This is a genomic window from Mesorhizobium sp. M1078 (assembly GCF_040318615.1).
In the GTDB taxonomy this organism is placed as follows: Bacteria; Pseudomonadota; Alphaproteobacteria; order Rhizobiales; family Rhizobiaceae; genus Mesorhizobium.
Window position 1 is genome coordinate 48,422 of the sequence record NZ_JAMYMP010000029.1, and the last position, 17,410, is coordinate 65,831.

The 17,410-nt window shown below is 64.6% G+C and carries 18 protein-coding genes; 9 read left to right on the top strand and 9 right to left on the bottom strand.

All coding sequences use genetic code 11. The annotated features are described in order from the left end of the window. Nucleotides 1–76: 76 nt before the first annotated feature. Both NKH38_RS26335 and NKH38_RS26340 read left to right on the top strand, forming a co-directional pair. The gene (locus NKH38_RS26335; protein ID WP_023687741.1) at nucleotides 77–1,183 is read left to right on the top strand and encodes an efflux RND transporter periplasmic adaptor subunit; all 1,107 of its coding nucleotides are present in this window, start codon (nucleotides 77–79) and stop codon (nucleotides 1,181–1,183) included. After that, nucleotides 1,180–4,383: an efflux RND transporter permease subunit gene (locus NKH38_RS26340; protein ID WP_023694470.1), complete on the top strand. Its 3,204-nt coding sequence runs from the start codon at nucleotides 1,180–1,182 to the stop codon at nucleotides 4,381–4,383. The genes NKH38_RS26335 and NKH38_RS26340 overlap by 4 nt, the downstream gene beginning before the upstream one ends. Before the next feature lie 30 nt (nucleotides 4,384–4,413). On the opposite strand, the gene NKH38_RS26345 is transcribed toward NKH38_RS26340, so the two are convergent. The 8 genes from NKH38_RS26345 to hemC all read right to left on the bottom strand — a co-directional run bounded on the left by NKH38_RS26345 (nucleotide 4,414) and on the right by hemC (nucleotide 11,698). Further along, nucleotides 4,414–5,049, bottom strand: coding sequence for a LolA family protein (locus NKH38_RS26345; protein WP_023687739.1), 636 nt, complete (start codon nucleotides 5,047–5,049; stop codon nucleotides 4,414–4,416). A gap of 56 nt (nucleotides 5,050–5,105) precedes the next feature. After that, nucleotides 5,106–5,369, bottom strand: a complete 264-nt coding sequence (locus NKH38_RS26350; RefSeq protein ID WP_023670477.1) for a YMGG-like glycine zipper-containing protein — start codon at nucleotides 5,367–5,369, stop codon at nucleotides 5,106–5,108. Between the two features lie 188 nt (nucleotides 5,370–5,557). Then, on the bottom strand, nucleotides 5,558–6,274 hold the full coding sequence (locus NKH38_RS26355; RefSeq protein WP_023752685.1) for a glutamine amidotransferase: 717 nt from the start codon (nucleotides 6,272–6,274) through the stop codon (nucleotides 5,558–5,560). Between the two features lie 14 nt (nucleotides 6,275–6,288). Then, nucleotides 6,289–6,768 (bottom strand): tellurite resistance TerB family protein, encoded by a 480-nt coding sequence (locus NKH38_RS26360; protein WP_023687738.1) that lies wholly within the window; start codon nucleotides 6,766–6,768, stop codon nucleotides 6,289–6,291. Between the two features lie 76 nt (nucleotides 6,769–6,844). Beyond that, the gene (locus NKH38_RS26365) at nucleotides 6,845–8,446 is read right to left on the bottom strand and encodes a heme biosynthesis protein HemY (protein ID WP_023806421.1); all 1,602 of its coding nucleotides are present in this window, start codon (nucleotides 8,444–8,446) and stop codon (nucleotides 6,845–6,847) included. A 10-nt stretch (nucleotides 8,447–8,456) separates the two neighbouring features. Continuing rightward, complete coding sequence (locus tag NKH38_RS26370) at nucleotides 8,457–9,947, bottom strand: COG4223 family protein (protein WP_023730221.1); 1,491 nt, start codon at nucleotides 9,945–9,947, stop codon at nucleotides 8,457–8,459. 112 nt (nucleotides 9,948–10,059) lie between these two features. After that, the gene (locus NKH38_RS26375; protein WP_023687736.1) at nucleotides 10,060–10,773 is read right to left on the bottom strand and encodes a uroporphyrinogen-III synthase; all 714 of its coding nucleotides are present in this window, start codon (nucleotides 10,771–10,773) and stop codon (nucleotides 10,060–10,062) included. Nucleotide 10,774: 1 nt separating this feature from the next. Further along, nucleotides 10,775–11,698: a hydroxymethylbilane synthase gene (gene hemC, locus NKH38_RS26380; RefSeq protein ID WP_023730223.1), complete on the bottom strand. Its 924-nt coding sequence runs from the start codon at nucleotides 11,696–11,698 to the stop codon at nucleotides 10,775–10,777. Nucleotides 11,699–11,818: 120 nt separating this feature from the next. On the opposite strand from hemC, the gene tsaD reads away from it, so the two are divergent. The 6 genes from tsaD to NKH38_RS26410 all read left to right on the top strand — a co-directional run bounded on the left by tsaD (nucleotide 11,819) and on the right by NKH38_RS26410 (nucleotide 15,932). Then, a complete protein-coding gene (gene tsaD / locus NKH38_RS26385; protein ID WP_196813717.1) occupies nucleotides 11,819–12,904 on the top strand; it encodes a tRNA (adenosine(37)-N6)-threonylcarbamoyltransferase complex transferase subunit TsaD in 1,086 nt (361 codons plus the stop codon). After that, nucleotides 12,901–13,917, top strand: coding sequence for an NAD(P)H-dependent glycerol-3-phosphate dehydrogenase (locus NKH38_RS26390; protein WP_023730225.1), 1,017 nt, complete (start codon nucleotides 12,901–12,903; stop codon nucleotides 13,915–13,917). The genes tsaD and NKH38_RS26390 overlap by 4 nt, the downstream gene beginning before the upstream one ends. A 24-nt stretch (nucleotides 13,918–13,941) precedes the next feature. Then, a complete protein-coding gene (locus NKH38_RS26395) occupies nucleotides 13,942–14,238 on the top strand; it encodes a YciI-like protein (protein ID WP_023687732.1) in 297 nt (98 codons plus the stop codon). Between the two features lie 87 nt (nucleotides 14,239–14,325). Next, complete coding sequence (locus NKH38_RS26400; protein ID WP_023670487.1) at nucleotides 14,326–14,751, top strand: EVE domain-containing protein; 426 nt, start codon at nucleotides 14,326–14,328, stop codon at nucleotides 14,749–14,751. Beyond that, a complete protein-coding gene (locus tag NKH38_RS26405) occupies nucleotides 14,706–15,404 on the top strand; it encodes a class I SAM-dependent methyltransferase (protein WP_023702382.1) in 699 nt (232 codons plus the stop codon). The genes NKH38_RS26400 and NKH38_RS26405 overlap by 46 nt, the downstream gene beginning before the upstream one ends. A 105-nt stretch (nucleotides 15,405–15,509) precedes the next feature. Beyond that, nucleotides 15,510–15,932: a DUF1761 domain-containing protein gene (locus NKH38_RS26410; RefSeq protein WP_023710206.1), complete on the top strand. Its 423-nt coding sequence runs from the start codon at nucleotides 15,510–15,512 to the stop codon at nucleotides 15,930–15,932. A 15-nt stretch (nucleotides 15,933–15,947) separates the two neighbouring features. Here NKH38_RS26410 and gcvA read toward each other — a convergent pair whose 3' ends face one another. Beyond that, a complete protein-coding gene (gene gcvA, locus NKH38_RS26415; RefSeq protein WP_352765095.1) occupies nucleotides 15,948–16,868 on the bottom strand; it encodes a transcriptional regulator GcvA in 921 nt (306 codons plus the stop codon). A 134-nt stretch (nucleotides 16,869–17,002) separates the two neighbouring features. Here gcvA and NKH38_RS26420 point away from each other — a divergent pair, with 134 nt between their 5' ends. After that, the gene (locus NKH38_RS26420) at nucleotides 17,003–17,242 is read left to right on the top strand and encodes a hypothetical protein (protein ID WP_023670491.1); all 240 of its coding nucleotides are present in this window, start codon (nucleotides 17,003–17,005) and stop codon (nucleotides 17,240–17,242) included. Nucleotides 17,243–17,410: the final 168 nt, after the last annotated feature.

Below are 17,410 nucleotides of genomic sequence, written 5' to 3' on the forward strand. Positions count from 1 at the left end.
CGACGCAAGCGGGCGACCCAGCCGATCGGTCGGCTGGCTGGCCCGCTCCGCCGTCCCAGTGGCATTCCTGCTCGGTATGGCTTTCAGCAGCAACGCGTTTGCGCAGGACCAGCAGCTGCCGGTGGTGACGGCGGCCAAGCCGGTGGTGCGTGAAATCGTCGAAGACGACGAGTTCGTCGGGCGCTTCGAAGCCGTCGACGAGGTCGCCATCCGTTCGCGCGTCAGCGGCTATCTGGACAAGATCAGCTTCCAGGACGGCGCACTGGTCAACAAGGGCGACCTGCTCTTCACCATCGACCAGCGTCCGTACCAGGCGGCCTACGATGCCGCCAAATCGCAAGTGGACGTCGCCAAGTCCCTGCTCGAATTCTCCAAGATGCAGCTGGATCGCGCCGATGAACTCGCCAAGACCGGCAATATCTCGGCCGCTACGGTCGACGACCGCCGGCGGGAATACCTTTCGGCGCAGGCGCAGATGCAGGGCGCGACGGCGGCGCTGACGACGGCCAACCTGAACCTGGAGTTCACCGAGATCAAGGCGCCCTTGTCCGGCCGCATCGACCGCCGGCTGGTGTCGGTCGGCAACCTCGTGCAGCCGGATTCCACCTTGCTGACGACCATCGTCACGCGCGATCCGATCGACTTCTATTTCGACGTCGATGAGCGCCTGTATTTCAGCTACGCCCGCGACGCGAAGGAGCGCGGCGGCAGCATGCAGGAAGGCGCCGGCGGGCTCGAGGTGGTGGTTCGCGTCGCCGACCGCGCGGAGGCGGTATTCAAGGGCAAGCTCGATTTTGCCGAGAACCGGATCGACAACGCGACCGGCACCATGCGGGTGCGTGCAAGGTTTGCCAACGCCGACGGCGTTCTCCAGCCAGGCATGTTCGGGCGCATCAACGTGCCGGGGTCGCTGCCGCATAGCGGCGTCCTGGTGCCCGACGAGGCGGTCGGCGCCGATCAGGATCGCCGCATCGTGTACCTAGTGGATGAGGCTGGGATGGTGTCGGCGAAGCCCGTGCGCACCGGCCCGCTTCTCGACGGCTACCGGGTGATCCGCGCGGGCCTGACCGGCGACGAGACGATCATCGTCAACGGGCTGATGCACGCCAGGCCCGGCACCAAGGTGAAGGTCGAGATGGTGACGTTGCCGCCTAAGGTCGAGACCGCCGGGTTGCAGCAATGAGGTTCGCCCATTTCTTCGTCGACCGTCCGATCTTCGCATCGGTGGTTTCGATCGTCCTCCTGATCCTCGGCGGGATTGCCTATACCCAGCTGCCGATCGCGCAATATCCCGAGATCGCGCCGCCGACCATCGTCGTTCGCGCCCAGTACCCGGGCGCCGACGCCGAGACGGTGGCAGCGACGGTGGCAACGCCGATCGAGCAGGAGATCAACGGCGTCGAGGGCATGCTTTACATGTCGTCCTATTCGTCGGGCGACGGAGCGATGGCGCTGACCATCACCTTCAAGCTGGGCACCGATCTCGACCAGGCGCAGGTGCTGGTGCAGAACCGCGTCTCGGTCGCCGAGCCGCGCCTGCCCGAAGAAGTCCGCCGCCTCGGCATCACCACCATCAAGAGCTCGCCCGACCTGATGATGGTCGTGCACATGCTGTCGCCCGACAATACCTACGACCAGCTCTACGTCTCGAACTACGCCCGCTCGCGGGTGCGCGACATACTGCTCAGGTTGGACGGCGTCGGTGACCTCATCATCTTTGGCGAACGCGAATATTCGCTGCGCATCTGGCTCGATCCGGAAAAACTGTCCGCCTTGGGGATGACCTCGGGCGATGTGGTGCAGGCGCTGCGCGACCAGAACGTCCAGGTGTCGGGCGGCTCCATCGGCGCGCCGCCGACCAATACCGGCACGGCGTTCCAGTACACGGTCACCACGCAAGGCCGCTTCAACGACGCACGGGACTTCCGATACGTGATCGTCAAATCGGCCGAAGACGGCCGCCTGATCCAGCTGCAGGACGTGGCGCGCATCGAGCTCGGCGCCAAGGATTACGTCACCAACTCCTATCTCAACGGCAAACCGGCGGTGGCGCTCGCCATCTTCCAGCGGCCAGGCACCAATGCGCTCGCCGCAGCCGCGGAGATCCAGGACAAGATGAAGGAGCTTTCCCAGGACTTCCCGAAGGGATTGAGCTACGACATCGTCTACAATCCGACCGAGTTCGTCGCCGAGTCGATCCAGGAGGTCTACAAGACGATCCTCGAGGCGATGGTTCTGGTCATCATCGTCATCATCGTCTTCCTGCAATCGTGGCGCATGGCGATCGTGCCGATCGTGGCGATCCCCGTGTCGCTGATCGGCACGCTGGCGGTGCTTTACGCCGCCGGCTTCTCCCTCAACATGCTGACGCTGTTCGGCCTCGTGCTGGCCATCGGCATCGTCGTCGACGATGCGATCGTCGTGGTCGAGAACGTCGAGCGAAATATCGCCAGCGGGCTGGCGCCCAATCCGGCGTCGCATCTGACCATGGACGAAGTCGGAACGGCGGTCATCGCGATCTCGCTGGTGCTGATAGCGGTGTTCGTGCCGACAGCCTTCATTCCCGGCATTTCCGGGCAGTTCTACCTGCAGTTTGCGATCACCATCGCGGTGTCGACGGCGATCTCGGCATTCAATTCGCTGACGCTCTCGCCGGCCTTGGCCGCGCTGCTGTTCAAGCCGCACCACACTGCTGCGGCGCCGCCGCGCTTTTTCCTGGCGCGGTTTGGACGGGCGCTCGCCGACGGCTTCAATCGCGGCTTCGACAAGGTCGCCCATTGGTATTCGAGCATCGTGCGCGTGTTGGTCGGCTCGCGCATAGCGATCGCCGCCACGCTGGCCGTTTTCGCGGCCCTCATCTACGCCACGGTCTATATGGTTCAGACGGTGCCGCGCGGTTTCATTCCGTCGCTCGACCAGGGGTATGCGATCGTCGTCGTCCAGTTGCCGGACGGCGCCTCGCTATCGCGGACCGATGCCGTCATCCAGCAGGCGTCGCAGATCATCCAGAAAACGCCGGGCGTCGACTACGCGGTCGCCTTCGCCGGCTTCTCCGGTGCCACCTTTACCAATGCCAGCAACGCGGGCGTGATCTTCGCCAGGTTCAAGCCGTTTGACGAGCGACTGGAAGCCGGCCAGTCCGCGACCCAGGTCATCGGCAATTTGTTCGGCAGCCTGCAAAGCATCAAGGAAGCCTTCATTATCGCACTGCCGCCGCCGCCGATCCGCGGCGTCGGCAATGCCGGCGGCTTCAAGCTGCAGATCCAGGAGCGCAACAGCGCCGACATGCGGCAGATCCTGGCGCTTGCCTATGAAATTGCCGGCAAGGCCAACAAGACGGCGGGGCTGACCGGCGTGTTCACCACCTTCTCCGCGTCCAGCCCGCAATTCTTCCTGGCGATCGATCGCGACAAGGCGCGCATCCTGAACGTGCCGATCCCCAACATCTTCGAGACGCTGTCGATCAATCTGGGCACCGCCTACGTCAACGACTTCAACGCTTTCGGGCGCGTCTACCAGGTGCGCGCGCAGGCCGACCAGGCGTTCCGCCTCGATCGCGCCGACATCTTGAAACTGAAGGTGCGCTCGGCGACCGGCGCGCTGGTTCCGCTGGGCACGTTGATCGAGATCCGCGACGTCACCGGCCCGGCGCTGGTCCAGCGCTACAACATGTACGTCTCCGTGCCGCTGCAGGGCAACGCCGCGCCCGGTGTTTCCACCGGCGATGCGCTTGCCAAGATGGAAGCGATCACGGCACAGACGTTGCCGGCCGGTACCTCCTACGAATGGACCGAACTCGCCTATCAGGAGCGCAACACCGGCAATGCCGCTGTCTATATCTTCGGACTGTCGGTGCTGTTCGTGTTCCTGGCGCTGGCGGCGCAATATGAAAGCTGGGTGCTGCCGTTCGCCATCGTGCTGGTGGTGCCGCTCGGCGTGCTCGCGGCGTTGCTCGGCGTGTCGTTCCGAGGGCTGGACAACAACATCCTCGTGCAAATCGGCCTCATCGTGCTGATCGGACTTGCCGCCAAGAACGCGATCCTCATCGTCGAATTCGCGCGGCAGGCGCAGGAACGCGGCCTGTCGGCCGCCGAGGCTGCCGTCGAAGCCTGCCGGCTCAGGCTGCGGCCGATCCTGATGACCGCCTTCTCGTTCATCCTCGGCGTCGTGCCGCTGATGATCGCGACAGGCCCGGGCGCGGAAATGCGCCAGTCGCTCGGCACCGCGGTGTTCTCCGGCATGCTCGGCGTCACCTTCGTCGGCCTGTTCCTGACGCCGGTGTTCTACGTCACGCTAAGGTCGCTGTTTTCACGGCGCAAGCCGCATGCCGAGGCCGAGCCTTCGGCACCGGCAGAGGTGCCGTCGGAGACGGCCGCCGAGTAGTGTTACACGGGCAGTTCGTGGCGCTGCCGACTATTTCGTTTTGGTGTTGAATTCACGGTTTGCGGCATAGTCGATAGTGAAGGTGCCCGCAGGAGCGCGAACGCCCTGCTTCACGTTGGATATGGTGACTGTCGAGGTAAGGCCCCTCTCGTCAGTCAGGGTCCATCTGCGTAGATCGAGCGATTCCCTGTCAAACACCATAGTGATATTCGAATTGCCGAAGGCCGACTTGTCGGCCAGCCTGATGATCACCTGGGCGCCATCGTCCTTGATACTTTTGAGGCGATTGCCGGAAAAGTTGACCTGATTGTCGAGGAGCAGCTTGAGCGGCGTCTTCGAGAGAGCATAAAGCCGCGATGTCTTGAGCTTCTTGTTATAGACCACCAAGGATTTTCCATCTGCAATTACGCTGACCCCTGATTGGCCTGCATAGTTGAACCGGATCTTGCCCGGCCGCTGGAGGAAAAATTTCCCTTTGGTCCTTTCCGCTCTTGGGCCCGACTGGACAAAGTCCCCGGACATGGACTTTACCGATGAGAAGTGATCGGCAATCGTCTTCGCTTCTACAGGTGCGGCCAAGGCCGCGGTCGAAAGTTCGGCGTTTATCGCGACAGCGCTGACAACGGCGAACCAGAAAGCCCGCAGTCTTTTGCTGTTATATGCCATTCAGTTATCCTACCCCGAAAAGACGCGTGATCGAAAGAGATCACGCGTCTTTGAGATCAGTAGCCGTCCGGGCACTGAGCAACGTAAACTCGACCGTTCCGACCGCGATATCTGCACTGGCCGGCTTCGCTGGCGTGCCCGATGACCGCCCCGGCCAGCGCTCCGACCGCCCCGCCAACAACCGCCCCTTTTACCGGGTCGCCGGCCACTGCTGCGCCTACAGCTGCGCCACCCAAACCACCGACGGCAGCGCCTTGTTCGGTGCGGGAGCATGCCGCGAGCGGAATGAGTAGGCTCAAAATGAGCAGCGTCTTCTTCATTGGTTCTCTCCTGGGGCCGTTATTAGCCGAAGCTTAAATGCGCCACGGAGTTTTTCGATCCATCGGAGTGTTTGGGGCGCAATCCAAATCTGCGGGAACGGGCTAAGGTCCCGGATCCATCGTACACGCCTCCCAGAGGTAAGTCGTCTTTGGGCAAGCTCGGCCGTTCAGAGTAGTTGGATTTTGCTCTATCCCTCAGTAGGCTTGCCGAAGATCAGGCTCAAAAATTCGCTCAGCCAGCGCTTGAGGTGCATATCCCAGATCAGCCGGCCGCCGAGATGGTCGCGGCCGGGCTGCGCGCCGGGCAATTCGAAACGGTGCGCGCCGCGCACCACCCAGCGCTGCATCATCAACCGGGTCAGTTCGCCATGGAACTGGATGCCCCAGGCATTGTCGCCATAGCGAAAAGCCTGGTTGGGGTAGGTTTCCGCCGTCGCCAGCAGCGTCGCATCCCTGGGCAGCGAAAAGCCTTCGCGGTGAAACTGGTAGACCATGTCGGGCCAGGGCAGCAGCTTCTTGCCGGCTTCGGTCGGCTTCAGCGGATACCAGCCGATCTCGACCAGCCCCTCGCCATGCCCCTCGACCTTGCCGCCGAGATGATTGGCCAGCATCTGCGCGCCAAGGCAGATGCCGAGGAAGGGCCGGTTCTCCTTTAGCGGAACATTGAGCCAGTTGGTCTCGCGGCGGACGAACTCATCTTCGTCATTGGCGCTCATCGGCCCGCCGAACACCACGGCGCCGGCGTGTCCCTCCAGCGTCTCCGGCAGGCTGTCGCCGAGAGGCGGCCGGCGGATGTCGAGGTCGAAACCTTCCTCGAGCAGCATGTGGCCAACCCGGCCGGGGCTCGAAGTCTCCTGATGCAGCACGATCAGGACTTTTGGTTTCGAGCTCGGTCTGGGCGGCATGGAAAGGCGGAATCCTATTCGTCGCTCGACGTTCCGCTGGCGTCGGGCGCGGCGGCCGCCGCCTTGCGGCGCGCCTCGACGCGATCCTGGCGCTCGACGCCGATCAGTTCGGCAACGCGCCAGACGGTGTTGTCCTCCAGTTCATGCAGTTCGCCGTCGGCATAGACGATTTCCCACATCAGGCCGATGAAAGCCTTGCGCGCCTCGGCGTCGAGATGGCGCTTCAAGACGCTGGTGAAGGCATAGAGGTCGATCGCCTCATTGTCGGCGCGCTCGCCGGCGGCAGCCAGTGCATCGAGCTCGTCGCCGCTGATCGAATAGCTCTGCGCCAGCACCTGCTTGAACCGCTCCCACTCGACATCCTGGCGCACGCCGTCGGCATTCATCACATGATAGAGCAAAGCCGACGCCGCAACGCGCGGATCGTCCGCATTGGCGCGAGCCCCAGCCCCGGAGGGCAGGTCTTTCAGAAAGGCCAGGACGCGTTCGAACATGGTGCTCACTTCACATTATTGGAGCATGATCTTTTCCAAAAACCGGTATCCACTTTTTGGGATCATGCTTCAGGGATCAAAACAGGCGGAAGCGGCGCGGTGACTTCTCCGCTTCGTCATCGGGGTCGACGCCGGGGTCGTCGGGCAGCCGCGCCAGTTCCTCGGCAGGTTCGACGGGTTCGGCGTCGTTTGGTATTGCGGCGAAAGCGGCGGCGGTGACCGGCGTGACCTGGTCATCGCCCACAGCGGGCTTCGGCTCGATCGGCGCCTCGCTGCTCGTCCTGGCGATGGCCGGATGATCGATCACTTCGGCTTCCTTTGCCGGTTTGGCAGGTGCCGCAAGCACCGGCACATCGGCTTCGTCTTCATGGCTGTCGATGAGCTGGCCCAGCCGCTCCATCGGCGCGCGCCAGGCGAAAGCATCGAGCTTGCCGCTGACCGGCGATACCGGCGCCCAGCGTTCGGAGACGACGCCGTCGGCGACCCAGGCCGGATCGCGCGGCGCCCTGACCGCCTTGGACAGCAATTGCCTGATCTTGCCCTGGTCGCCGGTCTCTGCCTCCTCGATATCGGCCAGCAGCAGGTAAGCGCCTTCCCGGCGATCCATGCGGATCGCCGCTTCCGCCTCGCCGCGGGCGGTGGAAAAATCCTGCGCATCGAGCGCGGCGCGCGCCACCGTCATCGACGATTCGGCATTGTTGCGCTTCAGCTCCTGCAGCTTCTTCGCCCGGTTGAGACGATCGACCACGGCATCTCCCGGCCTTGCATGGGTGTAGAGCTCGGCGATCTCGGGATGCGGCTCAGCCTTCCAGGCTGCCTCAAGGATCTTCGAGCCTTTGCGCACATCGTTCTGTTTGAACAGAAGATTGGCGGCTGCAACCGCGGCCGGCGCGAAATCGGGCGCGAGCTTGTTGGCCTCGAGAGCGGCTGCCTTGGCTGCATTGGGGTCGCTGTCGGTCAGCGCCTGCGCCTTGGCGGTCAACAGCACAGCGCGGCGGCGATTGGCGGCGTCGCGTTCGATCTGCCTGGTCGACTTCTGCGCCTCCACCAGCTTCAGCGCGCCGTCCCAGTCGCCGCGCCCGGTCAGATCCTCCAGCGTCGATTCGGCGGCCCAAGCCAGTTGCGGCGCGACGGAAGCGGCGCGGCCGGCATAGTGACGCGCGGCGTTGCGGTCGCCGAGCCGTTCGGCTTCGAGATAGAGCCCGCGCAGGCCAAGCAGCCGCATTTCGGGGTCGTCGAGCATGGCCTCGAATTTTTCGCGCGCGCCCTCATGGTCGCCTTCGAGCAGCGAGGCTTGCGCTTCGAGCAACTGGATCAGCGGCTCCTGGTCGGAGCGGATCAGCTTGGCGGCTTCCTTGGTCTTCTTGCGGGCTAGCGCGCCGTCGCCGGCGCCGGCTGCGATCATGCCGGTCGACAGCGCCTGGTAGCCGCGGTCGCGGCGGCGCACGCGGAAATAGCGCGAGATCGTGTATGGGCTGTTCCACAGCGACTTGATCAGCCACCAGACGATCATCACCGCTGCGACGACGGCAACGATCGCCACCGCAGCCACCATCAGGCTGACCTGGTATTGGTAACCGTTGAAGGTGACGACCATCTCGCCGGGACGATCGGCCAGCCAGGCAAAGCCAAGACCGAGGGCGAAGACGGCGCCGAGAAAGATGAGAATGCGGATCATCGTGTCGTCCTCATGCCTTCATCGCACCTGCAATCAGCGCGTCGACCTGCGTCTCGACGTCGATGCGCGCCTTCAGTTTGCCGGCAAAGTCGGCGCCGGCGGCCTTGACCGCATCCGGCAGCGTTGCGTATTCGCTGAGCGCCTTGGCGTAGTCGCCCTGATTGACCGCCACTTCGATGCGCGCCACGGTTTCCGGCGCGCCGGCGCCTTCGACGGCGCCGATCGGCCGAACCTTGACCAGCGATTCGGCGCTCGACAAAAGGTTCTGGAAGAAGCCGGCATTTTCATCGACCGGCGTCGCCGCCGCGACCATCGCATTGGCCGCGGCGTCGGCCTCGCCGGCAATCTCGGTGCGGGTCGGGACGCCCTTTTCAGCGTAGGGGCGCAGCGCCGCAATCTGCGGTGCATCGGGCGAGATCGCTGCGAAGGTCTCCAACTCGGCGGCGAACGGCGCGCCGCGGTCAAGCGCCGCCTTCAAGGCCGAAGCGGCGATGGCCATCGCGATCTTTGGCTGCGAGGCCTGCGCATCGACCTTGCCGGCGAGCTGCGTCACCGACTGCTCCAGCGCGGCGATCTTGCCTTCCTGCGTCTTGGCTGCCTCACCGGCCGATTTCACCAGTGCGTCGAGGCCCGCCAGTCTTTCATTGAGCGGCGCGAGATCGACGGGCGCTGCACCACCGGCCTGGCCAAGGGCGGCGACCGCGGTCTCGATCTGCTTGACCTTGTCGCCAAGCGAGGCAAGCCCGGCATTGTCGCCGGCGCCGCCCCTTTCGACCGCCGATTTCAGCGATGCGACATCGGCCTTGACCTGATCCAGCGCCGAAGACAGCCCGTCGACCTTGGCCGTTGCGGCGCCATTGCCGCTGGCTTCCCTGAGGTCGGCGATTTCGCGCTTCAGCGAAGCGATCTCGCCATTGACGCCGTCGAGCGAGACCGTGCCCGCCCCTGAGCCCGGAGCGCCAAGCACGCCGGCAAACTGCAGCCCCCCGGCGGCAGCCAGCGCGATGACACCGCCGATGATGCCGGCGGCAATGCCGTTCGTGCGCTTCGGTTGCGCGGCCATGGGCTGGTTCCCGGCTGTCCTTGGGGTTTCCTTGGGTGCACCCGGCTTGGGCGAGGCATCCTCGAAACTGTAGTCGGAGGTTCTGGCGCGCGGTGGCGCATCCGAAGCGGTGGGGTAAGGCTGCTCCGCCTGGGTGGACGCCTTCGCATCGGCGCTTTCGGGAGCGGCCTGCGCCGCGGCATCGGAGTGCTCCCACGGCTCGAGATCGGCCTGATCGGCATGAACGGGCTCGTCAGGCGTCTCCGGCTGCGCATTGGCCATGGCAGCGGCATCCTCGGCCGCAACCGACCCTGCCGGGGCCCCGGCGTCGTCCGAGTTGGCGACATCCGTCTTGGCGGCATCCGCATCGGCAATGCGCGAGACAGCGCCGGGTTCGAGTTCGATGGTCACCGGCTCGCGGTGGCTTTTCGAATGTCGCATCTTCGGCGTCTTGACCATGCCTGGGCTCCGCAATCCTGCTTCGTCTGGGCGCCCGACGGCGCGTGATGGTTTGAAAAATGGTCTAGCACATCATCATCAGGTGAAAAGGGGCGGCGTGATGACACGGCGCTCAGTCGCCGCGGTGCAACAGCTCAAGCAGCGCCTCCTCCTGCGGTTCCCGCGCAATGCGTATTTTTTTGCCGGCGGCATTGTCAAACGCCGCTGCCACGCGCTCGGAGAGCGCAAAAGCCTGCATGTTTTCAAAGAGATCGCGCAGTTCCGCCCGGCTGGCCAAGGCCTGCAACGCTGCCGCCGCCTTGGCTGAATAGAGCAGCACCGCGTCGACCGCCTGATCGGACAGGCGTGTACGGATTTCAGCATCGGAATAATCGAGCGAAATCGTGTCGTAGGTTTCGACGGTGCGGACCTCGACGCCGGCCTTTCGCAGCCGCGCCTCGAATGCCGGAAACCGCACGCGCCCTGTGAGATAGACGACCGCCTTGCCGGAAAGGCCGGCAGCAATCGCCTCGGCCAGCCGCTCGGCGTCGCCCGCCCCTTCGCTGACCGACAAGAACCCTGTCGAACGTGCCGCTTCAGCCGTCCTGCGTCCGACGGCATGGCAAGGCAAGGCGGCGAGCGCACGAATGAGTTCTTTCGGCGCATGCCGCACCGCATTTGCGCTGGTCACAGCGACGGCCACGGCATTGTCGCTCGCAGCATCGGCGCCAACCCGCAGTGTCACCGTTTCGGTCAGCGGCAGAAGGAGCGGCTCAAATCCCAATTCCTGCAGCCGCCGCATGGTTCGCGACGCCCCAGGTTGCGGCCGCGTCACCAGGACACGCATATCAGACCCAGCCGTCGAAGAAGGTTTCGCCCGCTTTGACCCGCACCATCCTGGCCGCGTCCGTGCCGATGTCAGCGGCATCCAGCGCCAAGCCTTCGGCCTTGACCTCATGCGATTGCGTGCCATCGGGCGAAATGATCAGGCCGGCGAAAACCAGCCTGCCGCCCGATATCATCGCATAGCCGGCGATCGGCGTGCGGCAGGAGCCATCGAGCGCCGCCAGGAAGGCGCGCTCACAGGCCAGCGCCTGGCCTGTCGGCACATCATGGATGGCCACCAGCATCTTTTCGACCTCGCTGTCGCCGATGCGGGTTTCGATGCCGATTGCGCCTTGTCCCGGCGCCGGCGGAAAAGCATCGAGCGGCATCAGATCGGTGACGACATGGCCGAGCCCGAGCCGCTTCAGCCCGGCATAAGCGAGGATCGTGCCTTCGGCGACGCCTTCCTCCAGCTTGCGCAGCCTGGTCTGCACATTGCCGCGGAACATGACCACGTCTAGGTCCGGCCGCATGCGCCGGATCAGCGCCTGGCGCCTGAGCGAAGACGACCCGACCTTGGCGCCTTGCGGCAAATCAACAATGCGCTCCACCGCCTTGCCGATGAAGGCGTCCCGCGCATCCTCGCGCGGCAGGAAGGCGGACAGCTCCAGCCCGACCGGCAGCACTGTCGGCATGTCCTTGGAGGAATGCACGGCGATATCGATCGTGCCGGCCAGCAGCGCCTCTTCGATTTCCTTGGTGAACAGCCCCTTGCCGCCGGCTTCCGACAGCGGCCGGTCCTGGATGCGGTCGCCGCTGGTCGAAATGACGACGACCTCGAAGGCTTCCGCCGGCATGCCATGCGCTTCCATCAGCCGCGCCTGCGTCTCATGCGCCTGGGCGAGCGCCAGCGGGCTGCCGCGTGTTCCTATTTTCAAAGTTTGCATGGCGCGCGGTCCGTGATAACCCCCGGCTGGCTTTGCGTTTCCGGCGCTCTCCCTAGCGAGGCCCGCCTCTACTAACTAGGAAAGTCCGGCGACACAATCTCTGGAGACAGCGACGAATTGATCCGCGTTCTGGGCATTGAGACGAGTTGCGACGAGACCGCCGCCAGCGTGGTGACGCTGGACGGCGATTCCGTGCCGGTGATTGCGTCCAACATCGTGCTCAGCCAGATCGAGGAGCACGCCGCCTTCGGCGGCGTCGTGCCGGAGATCGCCGCGCGCGCCCATGTCGAGGCGCTGGACGGCATTGTCGAGGCCGCTCTTGCGGATTCGGGCGTAGCCCTGGCCGACATCGACGCCATTGCCGCCACTGCGGGCCCCGGCCTGGTCGGCGGGCTGATCGTCGGCCTGATGACGGCCAAGGCGATTGCAGCGGCCGCCGGCAAGCCGCTGATCGCCATCAACCATCTCGAAGGCCACGCACTGACCGCAAGGCTGACCGACGGGCTCGACTTTCCCTATTTGCTGCTGCTGGTTTCCGGCGGCCACACCCAGATCGTCGCCGTGCGCGGCGTCGGCGACTACCAGCGCTGGGCGACGACCATCGACGACGCGCTCGGCGAAGCTTTCGACAAGACGGCCAAAATGCTCGGCCTGCCCTATCCCGGCGGCCCGAACGTCGAAAAGGCGGCAATGTCGGGCGATGCGACGCGCTTTGCCTTTCCGCGGCCGATGAGGGGCTCGGCGCAGCCCGATTTCTCCTTCTCCGGCCTCAAGACCGCCGTGCGCCAGGCGGCGACCGCCATCCAGCCGCTAAGCGAGCAGGATGTCGCCGACATCTGCGCCTCGTTCCAGGCGGCGGTAGCCGACGCACTTGGCGACCGCGTGGCCCGCGCGCTGGCCCGCTTCCGCGACGAATTTCCGGACAAGGCCGAGCCGGCGCTGGTCGTTGCCGGTGGCGTCGCCGCCAACAGAGCGATCAAGGCGACGCTGCAGAAGCAGTGCGCCGAGGCCGGCTTCGCCTTTGTCGCGCCGCCGCTCAAACTGTGCACCGACAACGCGGCGATGATCGCCTGGGCCGGCATCGAGCGGTTGCGGGCAGGCCTGTCGCAAGAGAACGGCTTCGATTTCGTGCCGCGTTCGCGCTGGCCGCTGGACAGCATTTCGGCCCCGATGGTCGGCTCCGGCCGGCGCGGAGCAAAAGCATGAGCGCCGGCAACACAAGCGGCAGGGACAGAACCGGCTGGCGCGTCGCCGTGCTCGGCGGCGGCGCCTGGGGCACGGCGCTAGCGCTGGCGATGCTGCGCGCCGGTCACGATGTCCGGCTCTACGCCCGCGACGAAGAGACGGTTTCCGCGATCCGCCGCGGCGAGAACCCGCGTTATCTCCCCGGCATCGCCATTGAAACAGGCATTGCGGCGACGAGCGATATCGGCACGGCCCTGACCGATGCCGATTGCGCGCTGGCCGTGGCGCCGGCGCAGGCGCTACGCGCCATGCTGACGACGGCAAAGCCCCATATGCCGAAAGGCATCCCGCTGGTTCTCTGCGCCAAAGGCATTGAGCGCGACACCGGCGCGCTGCTGTCGGCGATCGTTGATGAGATTCTGCCCGAAACTCCGGTTTCGGCCCTGTCCGGTCCCAGCTTTGCCGCCGACGTCGCCAGGGGTCTGCCGACCGCTGTCGTGGTTGCTGCACGCGACGACGCCTTGGCGGCCGAGCTTGCCTCGCGCTTTTCGGCGCAGAATCTGCGCTGCTATTCCAGCGACGATTTGATCGGCGTCGAGATCGGCGGTGCTTTGAAGAATGTGTTCGCCATTGCCGCTGGCGCCGTCACCGGCGCTGGGCTCGGCGCCAGCGCGCAGGCCGCCATGGTGACACGCGGCTTCGTCGAACTGCGCCGCATCGGCGCGTCCTTCGGCGCCAAGCCGGAGACGCTGATGGGGCTTTCCGGCCTCGGCGACCTTTTGCTCACCTGCTCTTCGGCCCAGTCGCGCAATTTCGCCTATGGGCTGGCGCTGGGGCAAGGTAAGCCCTTGTCCGGACTGCCGCTCGCCGAAGGCGTGCCGACGGCGGCGATCGCCGCCCGCATCGCCACCGAGCGCCACATCGACGCGCCGATCATCGCTGCGGTGTCGGCGATACTGGACGGCACGATCACCATTCGGCAGGCTGTGTCCGCGCTGATGACGCGACCCCTGAAAACCGAAACCGACCTCTGATCCCCAAACAAACCGGAGTTTAACATGCTGTTTGCGTTGATTTGCAAGGACAAGCCGGGCAGCCTGCAGGTGCGGGTCGATACGCGGCCGGTCCACGTCGCCTTTCTCGAACGCCTGAACGCCGACAACAAACTGGCCTTTGCCGGCCCGTTCCTCGACGCCGAGGGCAAGCCCAATGGCAGCCTCGTCGTCGTGGAAGCGCCCGACCTCGCCGGTGCGCAGGCGCTGTCGGCTGCCGACCCCTATGCCAAGGCCGGGCTGTTCGAAAGTGTCGAAATCCGCCAGTGGAACTGGACCTTCAACAAGCCGGCGGCTAGTTAGTTCCGGCGGCGCCTAGAGTGATCCCAGGAAAAGTGTGTAACGGTTTTCCGTCCGGAATTGCGCAAAAATAGTAGTTGGAGCAAAGACATGAACTACTGGCTGTTCAAATCCGAACCTTCGGTCTTCTCCTTCGAGGCGCTGAAGGCCAAGGGCAAGGCCGGCACGCAGTGGGACGGCGTGCGCAACTATGCAGCGCGCAACAACATGAAGGCGATGCAGATCGGCGATCTCGGCTTCTTCTATCACTCCAATGAGGGGCTGAACGTCGTCGGCATTGCCGAGGTCTGCGCGCTTGCCCATCAGGATACCACCACCGACGATCCGCGCTGGGAATGCGTCGACATCCGCGCCTTCAAGGACGTGCCGAACCCGCCGACGCTGGAGCAGGTCAAGGCCAATCCGAAGCTTGCCGAGATGGCGCTGGTGCGGCTTGGACGGCTTTCCGTACAGCCGGTGACGCCGGCCGAATGGAAGGAAGTCTGCCGCATGGGCGGCCTGACGCCGGCTCCGTGACGGTCCTCACGCCGAACAGCGCGAAAAAGTTCATTCTCGACAACACGGCGCTTATGTCGCCGCCGCATGTGCCGGAGATTGTCCTCAATCTTGCCGACGAAGCGCATGACCTCTGGCAGCGCACGGAGAACGAGCTGATTGAAATCGGCCTGCCGCCGCCGTTCTGGGCCTTTGCCTGGGCCGGCGGTCAGGGCCTTGCCCGTTACGTGCTGGACAATCCGTCGGATGTGCGGGGCAAACGCGTGCTCGACTTCGCCTCCGGCTCCGGCCTTGTCGCCATCGCCGCCGCCAAGGCGGGTGCGGCGCACGTGATCGCCGCCGACATCGACCCGTTCTGCGAAACGGCGATCCGCCTCAACGCAGAGGCCAATGGCGTTGCCATCGACTTTTGCGGCACGGACTGCATCGGCACCGACGCCGGCTGGGACGTGGTGCTGGCCGGCGACGTCTTCTACGACAAATCCTTCGCCGACACGCTGATGCCGTGGTTTTCGACACTGAAGGCGCGCGGCGCTGACATCCTCGTCGGCGATCCGGGCCGCTCCTACATGCCGAAGGCGGGACTGGAGCCGCTCGCAGTCTACGAAGTGGCGGTGACGCGGGCGCTGGAGGACGCCCTGGTCAAGCGCACCACGGTGTGGCGCTTCGCTTGACGGCATTGCCGAACAGGCGTTCCATCGCGCATTGATTTGAAGAATACGCATGTCGTTATCCCAGAACCGTCAGGCTTTGGGCTGCATGCTTGAGGGGAGGACTTTATGGATTTTTCAGTGGTGAACTGGCTGGCGGTGGTTGTCGCGGCCGTCGCGGCGTGGCTGTTTGGCGCCGTCTGGTACACGGCCCTCAGCAAGCCTTGGATGAGGGCGGCCAGGATCGATCCGTCAACGTCAAAGAAATCGATATTGCCCTTCATCATCTCCTTCATCGCCGAGCTGATCATGGCGCTGGTCTTGGCCTTGGTCGTCGGCGCGATGACCGGCGGCGAGCCGGTCCTTGTCGCAGGGCTGGTCTTCGGCTTCGTCCTCTGGCTGGGTTTCGTCGCCACGACGCTGATGGCCAACCATCGCTATGAGAATTTCGGCTGGGACCTGACCCTGATCGACGGCGGCCACTGGCTCGGCGTGCTGTTGATCATCGGCGCGGTGATCGGCTGGTTCGGGGCGCCGGTCGTCGCCAGCTGAGGCCTGCAGAAGTCGTCAGGTCTGCGTCCTGGCGACTTCGTCGAGGATCCATTCGCGGAAAGCGATGATGCGCGGATCGTTGGCAGTGCTCTCGGGATAGACCAGGAAGTAGCCGAACTCCGGCCCCACGCGCAGACCGAGTTCAAAGGGCTGCACCAGCCTTCCCTGGGAAAGGTCGTTTGCCACCATGGCGAACTCGGCGAGCGCCACGGCATTGCCGTCGAGCGCCGCCTGCACGGCATCGGTAGAGGTTCCAAACACGATAGTCCGACTGTCGTCGAAATCGTTGATGCCGGCCGCCGCCATCCACATGCGCCAGTTCGGCCATGTCACGCCTTGGCGCGACCATTCGATATGGGCAAGCGTGTGGTTGAAGAGGTCGCGCGGTTCGCGCAGCGGCGGGCCGGAGGTCAGCAGGCTCGGGCTGCACACCGGAATGAGGATGTTGTCGAACAGGCGATGGGCGCGAAGCCCCGGATACTTGCCGACCCCGAACCGGATGCCGACATCGACGTCGTCGAGTTTGAAATCGCGCACTTCGTAGCCGATGTCGAACCTCAGCTCGATACTGGGCTGAAGTTTGCGAAAATCGTCGACGCGCCGCATCAGCCATTTTGACGCGAACTGCGCGTCGAGCGTCACCTTCAGCAATGCCGTGCCGCGCGTCAGCTTGCGCGCCCGCGACACCGCCCGGTTGAGCAGGTCGAGCGCATCGATCGAGGCCTCGAACAGCACCGTACCTGCCTCGGTCAACCGGATGGTACGACTGGTTCGCGTGAACAGCACCAGCCCGAGCTGATCCTCGATTTCCTTGATCTGGTGGCTGACCGCCGCCGGCGTCAGCCCGAGCTCGTCGGCAGCGCGGGTGAAATTGAGGTGGCGGGCGGCGGCTTCCAGAGTCCTCAGCGCGCGCGTTCCGGGCAACAGACGGGACATCCACGTATCCTCAAATAAAACTTGACGATCCGAAAAGAACTACTCGTTTCTCGCATGGATTTCAATGCGGCATGATGCATCCACCGAAACACCATCAAGCCGGATTTGATATCCGGCGGAACACGGAGCGCATCATGTCCATCTTCGTTTTGAACTCGCCAGCAGCTCGCTCGAACTGGTTGCATGCCGTAACGGACTGGCTTCGCCAGGCGAAAGTCGCCATCAACCTGCCGCGCCAGGACGTGGAGGACCTTTCGGATCGCCAACTGCGCGATGTCGGCGCGCAGCGCAAGGACGTGACGCGGGCCGTGGACCGGGAACTCGGCCGGCTTGGATTGCTGGACACTGGGTGGCAGAAGCCGAGAAGGCGTTAGGCAATGGTGAGTAGTGAGTAGTGAGTAGTGAAGGATTGAAACGACGCCGAGACCATCCTACTCCCTACTCCTACTCCCTACTCCCTACTCCCTACTCCCTACTCCCTACAACATCCTCCCTACGACCTACACCATGCTCCTTGCTGCGGAGGGCATACGCCTGGCGGT

Excerpts from the sequence above, each read along its gene's own strand:
- NKH38_RS26335 (WP_023687741.1), top strand. The coding sequence starts at position 77 with ATGGCTTTCAGCAGCAACGCGTTTGCGCAGGACCAGCAGCTGCCGGTG.
- NKH38_RS26340 (WP_023694470.1), top strand. The coding sequence starts at position 1,180 with ATGAGGTTCGCCCATTTCTTCGTCGACCGTCCGATCTTCGCATCGGTG.
- NKH38_RS26345 (WP_023687739.1), bottom strand. The coding sequence starts at position 5,049 with ATGGCATATAACAGCAAAAGACTGCGGGCTTTCTGGTTCGCCGTTGTC.
- NKH38_RS26350 (WP_023670477.1), bottom strand. The coding sequence starts at position 5,369 with ATGAAGAAGACGCTGCTCATTTTGAGCCTACTCATTCCGCTCGCGGCA.
- NKH38_RS26355 (WP_023752685.1), bottom strand. The coding sequence starts at position 6,274 with ATGCCGCCCAGACCGAGCTCGAAACCAAAAGTCCTGATCGTGCTGCAT.
- NKH38_RS26360 (WP_023687738.1), bottom strand. The coding sequence starts at position 6,768 with ATGTTCGAACGCGTCCTGGCCTTTCTGAAAGACCTGCCCTCCGGGGCT.
- NKH38_RS26365 (WP_023806421.1), bottom strand. The coding sequence starts at position 8,446 with ATGATCCGCATTCTCATCTTTCTCGGCGCCGTCTTCGCCCTCGGTCTT.
- NKH38_RS26370 (WP_023730221.1), bottom strand. The coding sequence starts at position 9,947 with ATGGTCAAGACGCCGAAGATGCGACATTCGAAAAGCCACCGCGAGCCG.
- NKH38_RS26375 (WP_023687736.1), bottom strand. The coding sequence starts at position 10,773 with ATGCGTGTCCTGGTGACGCGGCCGCAACCTGGGGCGTCGCGAACCATG.
- hemC (WP_023730223.1), bottom strand. The coding sequence starts at position 11,698 with ATGCAAACTTTGAAAATAGGAACACGCGGCAGCCCGCTGGCGCTCGCC.
- NKH38_RS26390 (WP_023730225.1), top strand. The coding sequence starts at position 12,901 with ATGAGCGCCGGCAACACAAGCGGCAGGGACAGAACCGGCTGGCGCGTC.
- NKH38_RS26395 (WP_023687732.1), top strand. The coding sequence starts at position 13,942 with ATGCTGTTTGCGTTGATTTGCAAGGACAAGCCGGGCAGCCTGCAGGTG.
- NKH38_RS26400 (WP_023670487.1), top strand. The coding sequence starts at position 14,326 with ATGAACTACTGGCTGTTCAAATCCGAACCTTCGGTCTTCTCCTTCGAG.
- NKH38_RS26405 (WP_023702382.1), top strand. The coding sequence starts at position 14,706 with ATGGAAGGAAGTCTGCCGCATGGGCGGCCTGACGCCGGCTCCGTGACG.
- NKH38_RS26410 (WP_023710206.1), top strand. The coding sequence starts at position 15,510 with ATGGATTTTTCAGTGGTGAACTGGCTGGCGGTGGTTGTCGCGGCCGTC.
- gcvA (WP_352765095.1), bottom strand. The coding sequence starts at position 16,868 with ATGTCCCGTCTGTTGCCCGGAACGCGCGCGCTGAGGACTCTGGAAGCC.
- NKH38_RS26420 (WP_023670491.1), top strand. The coding sequence starts at position 17,003 with ATGTCCATCTTCGTTTTGAACTCGCCAGCAGCTCGCTCGAACTGGTTG.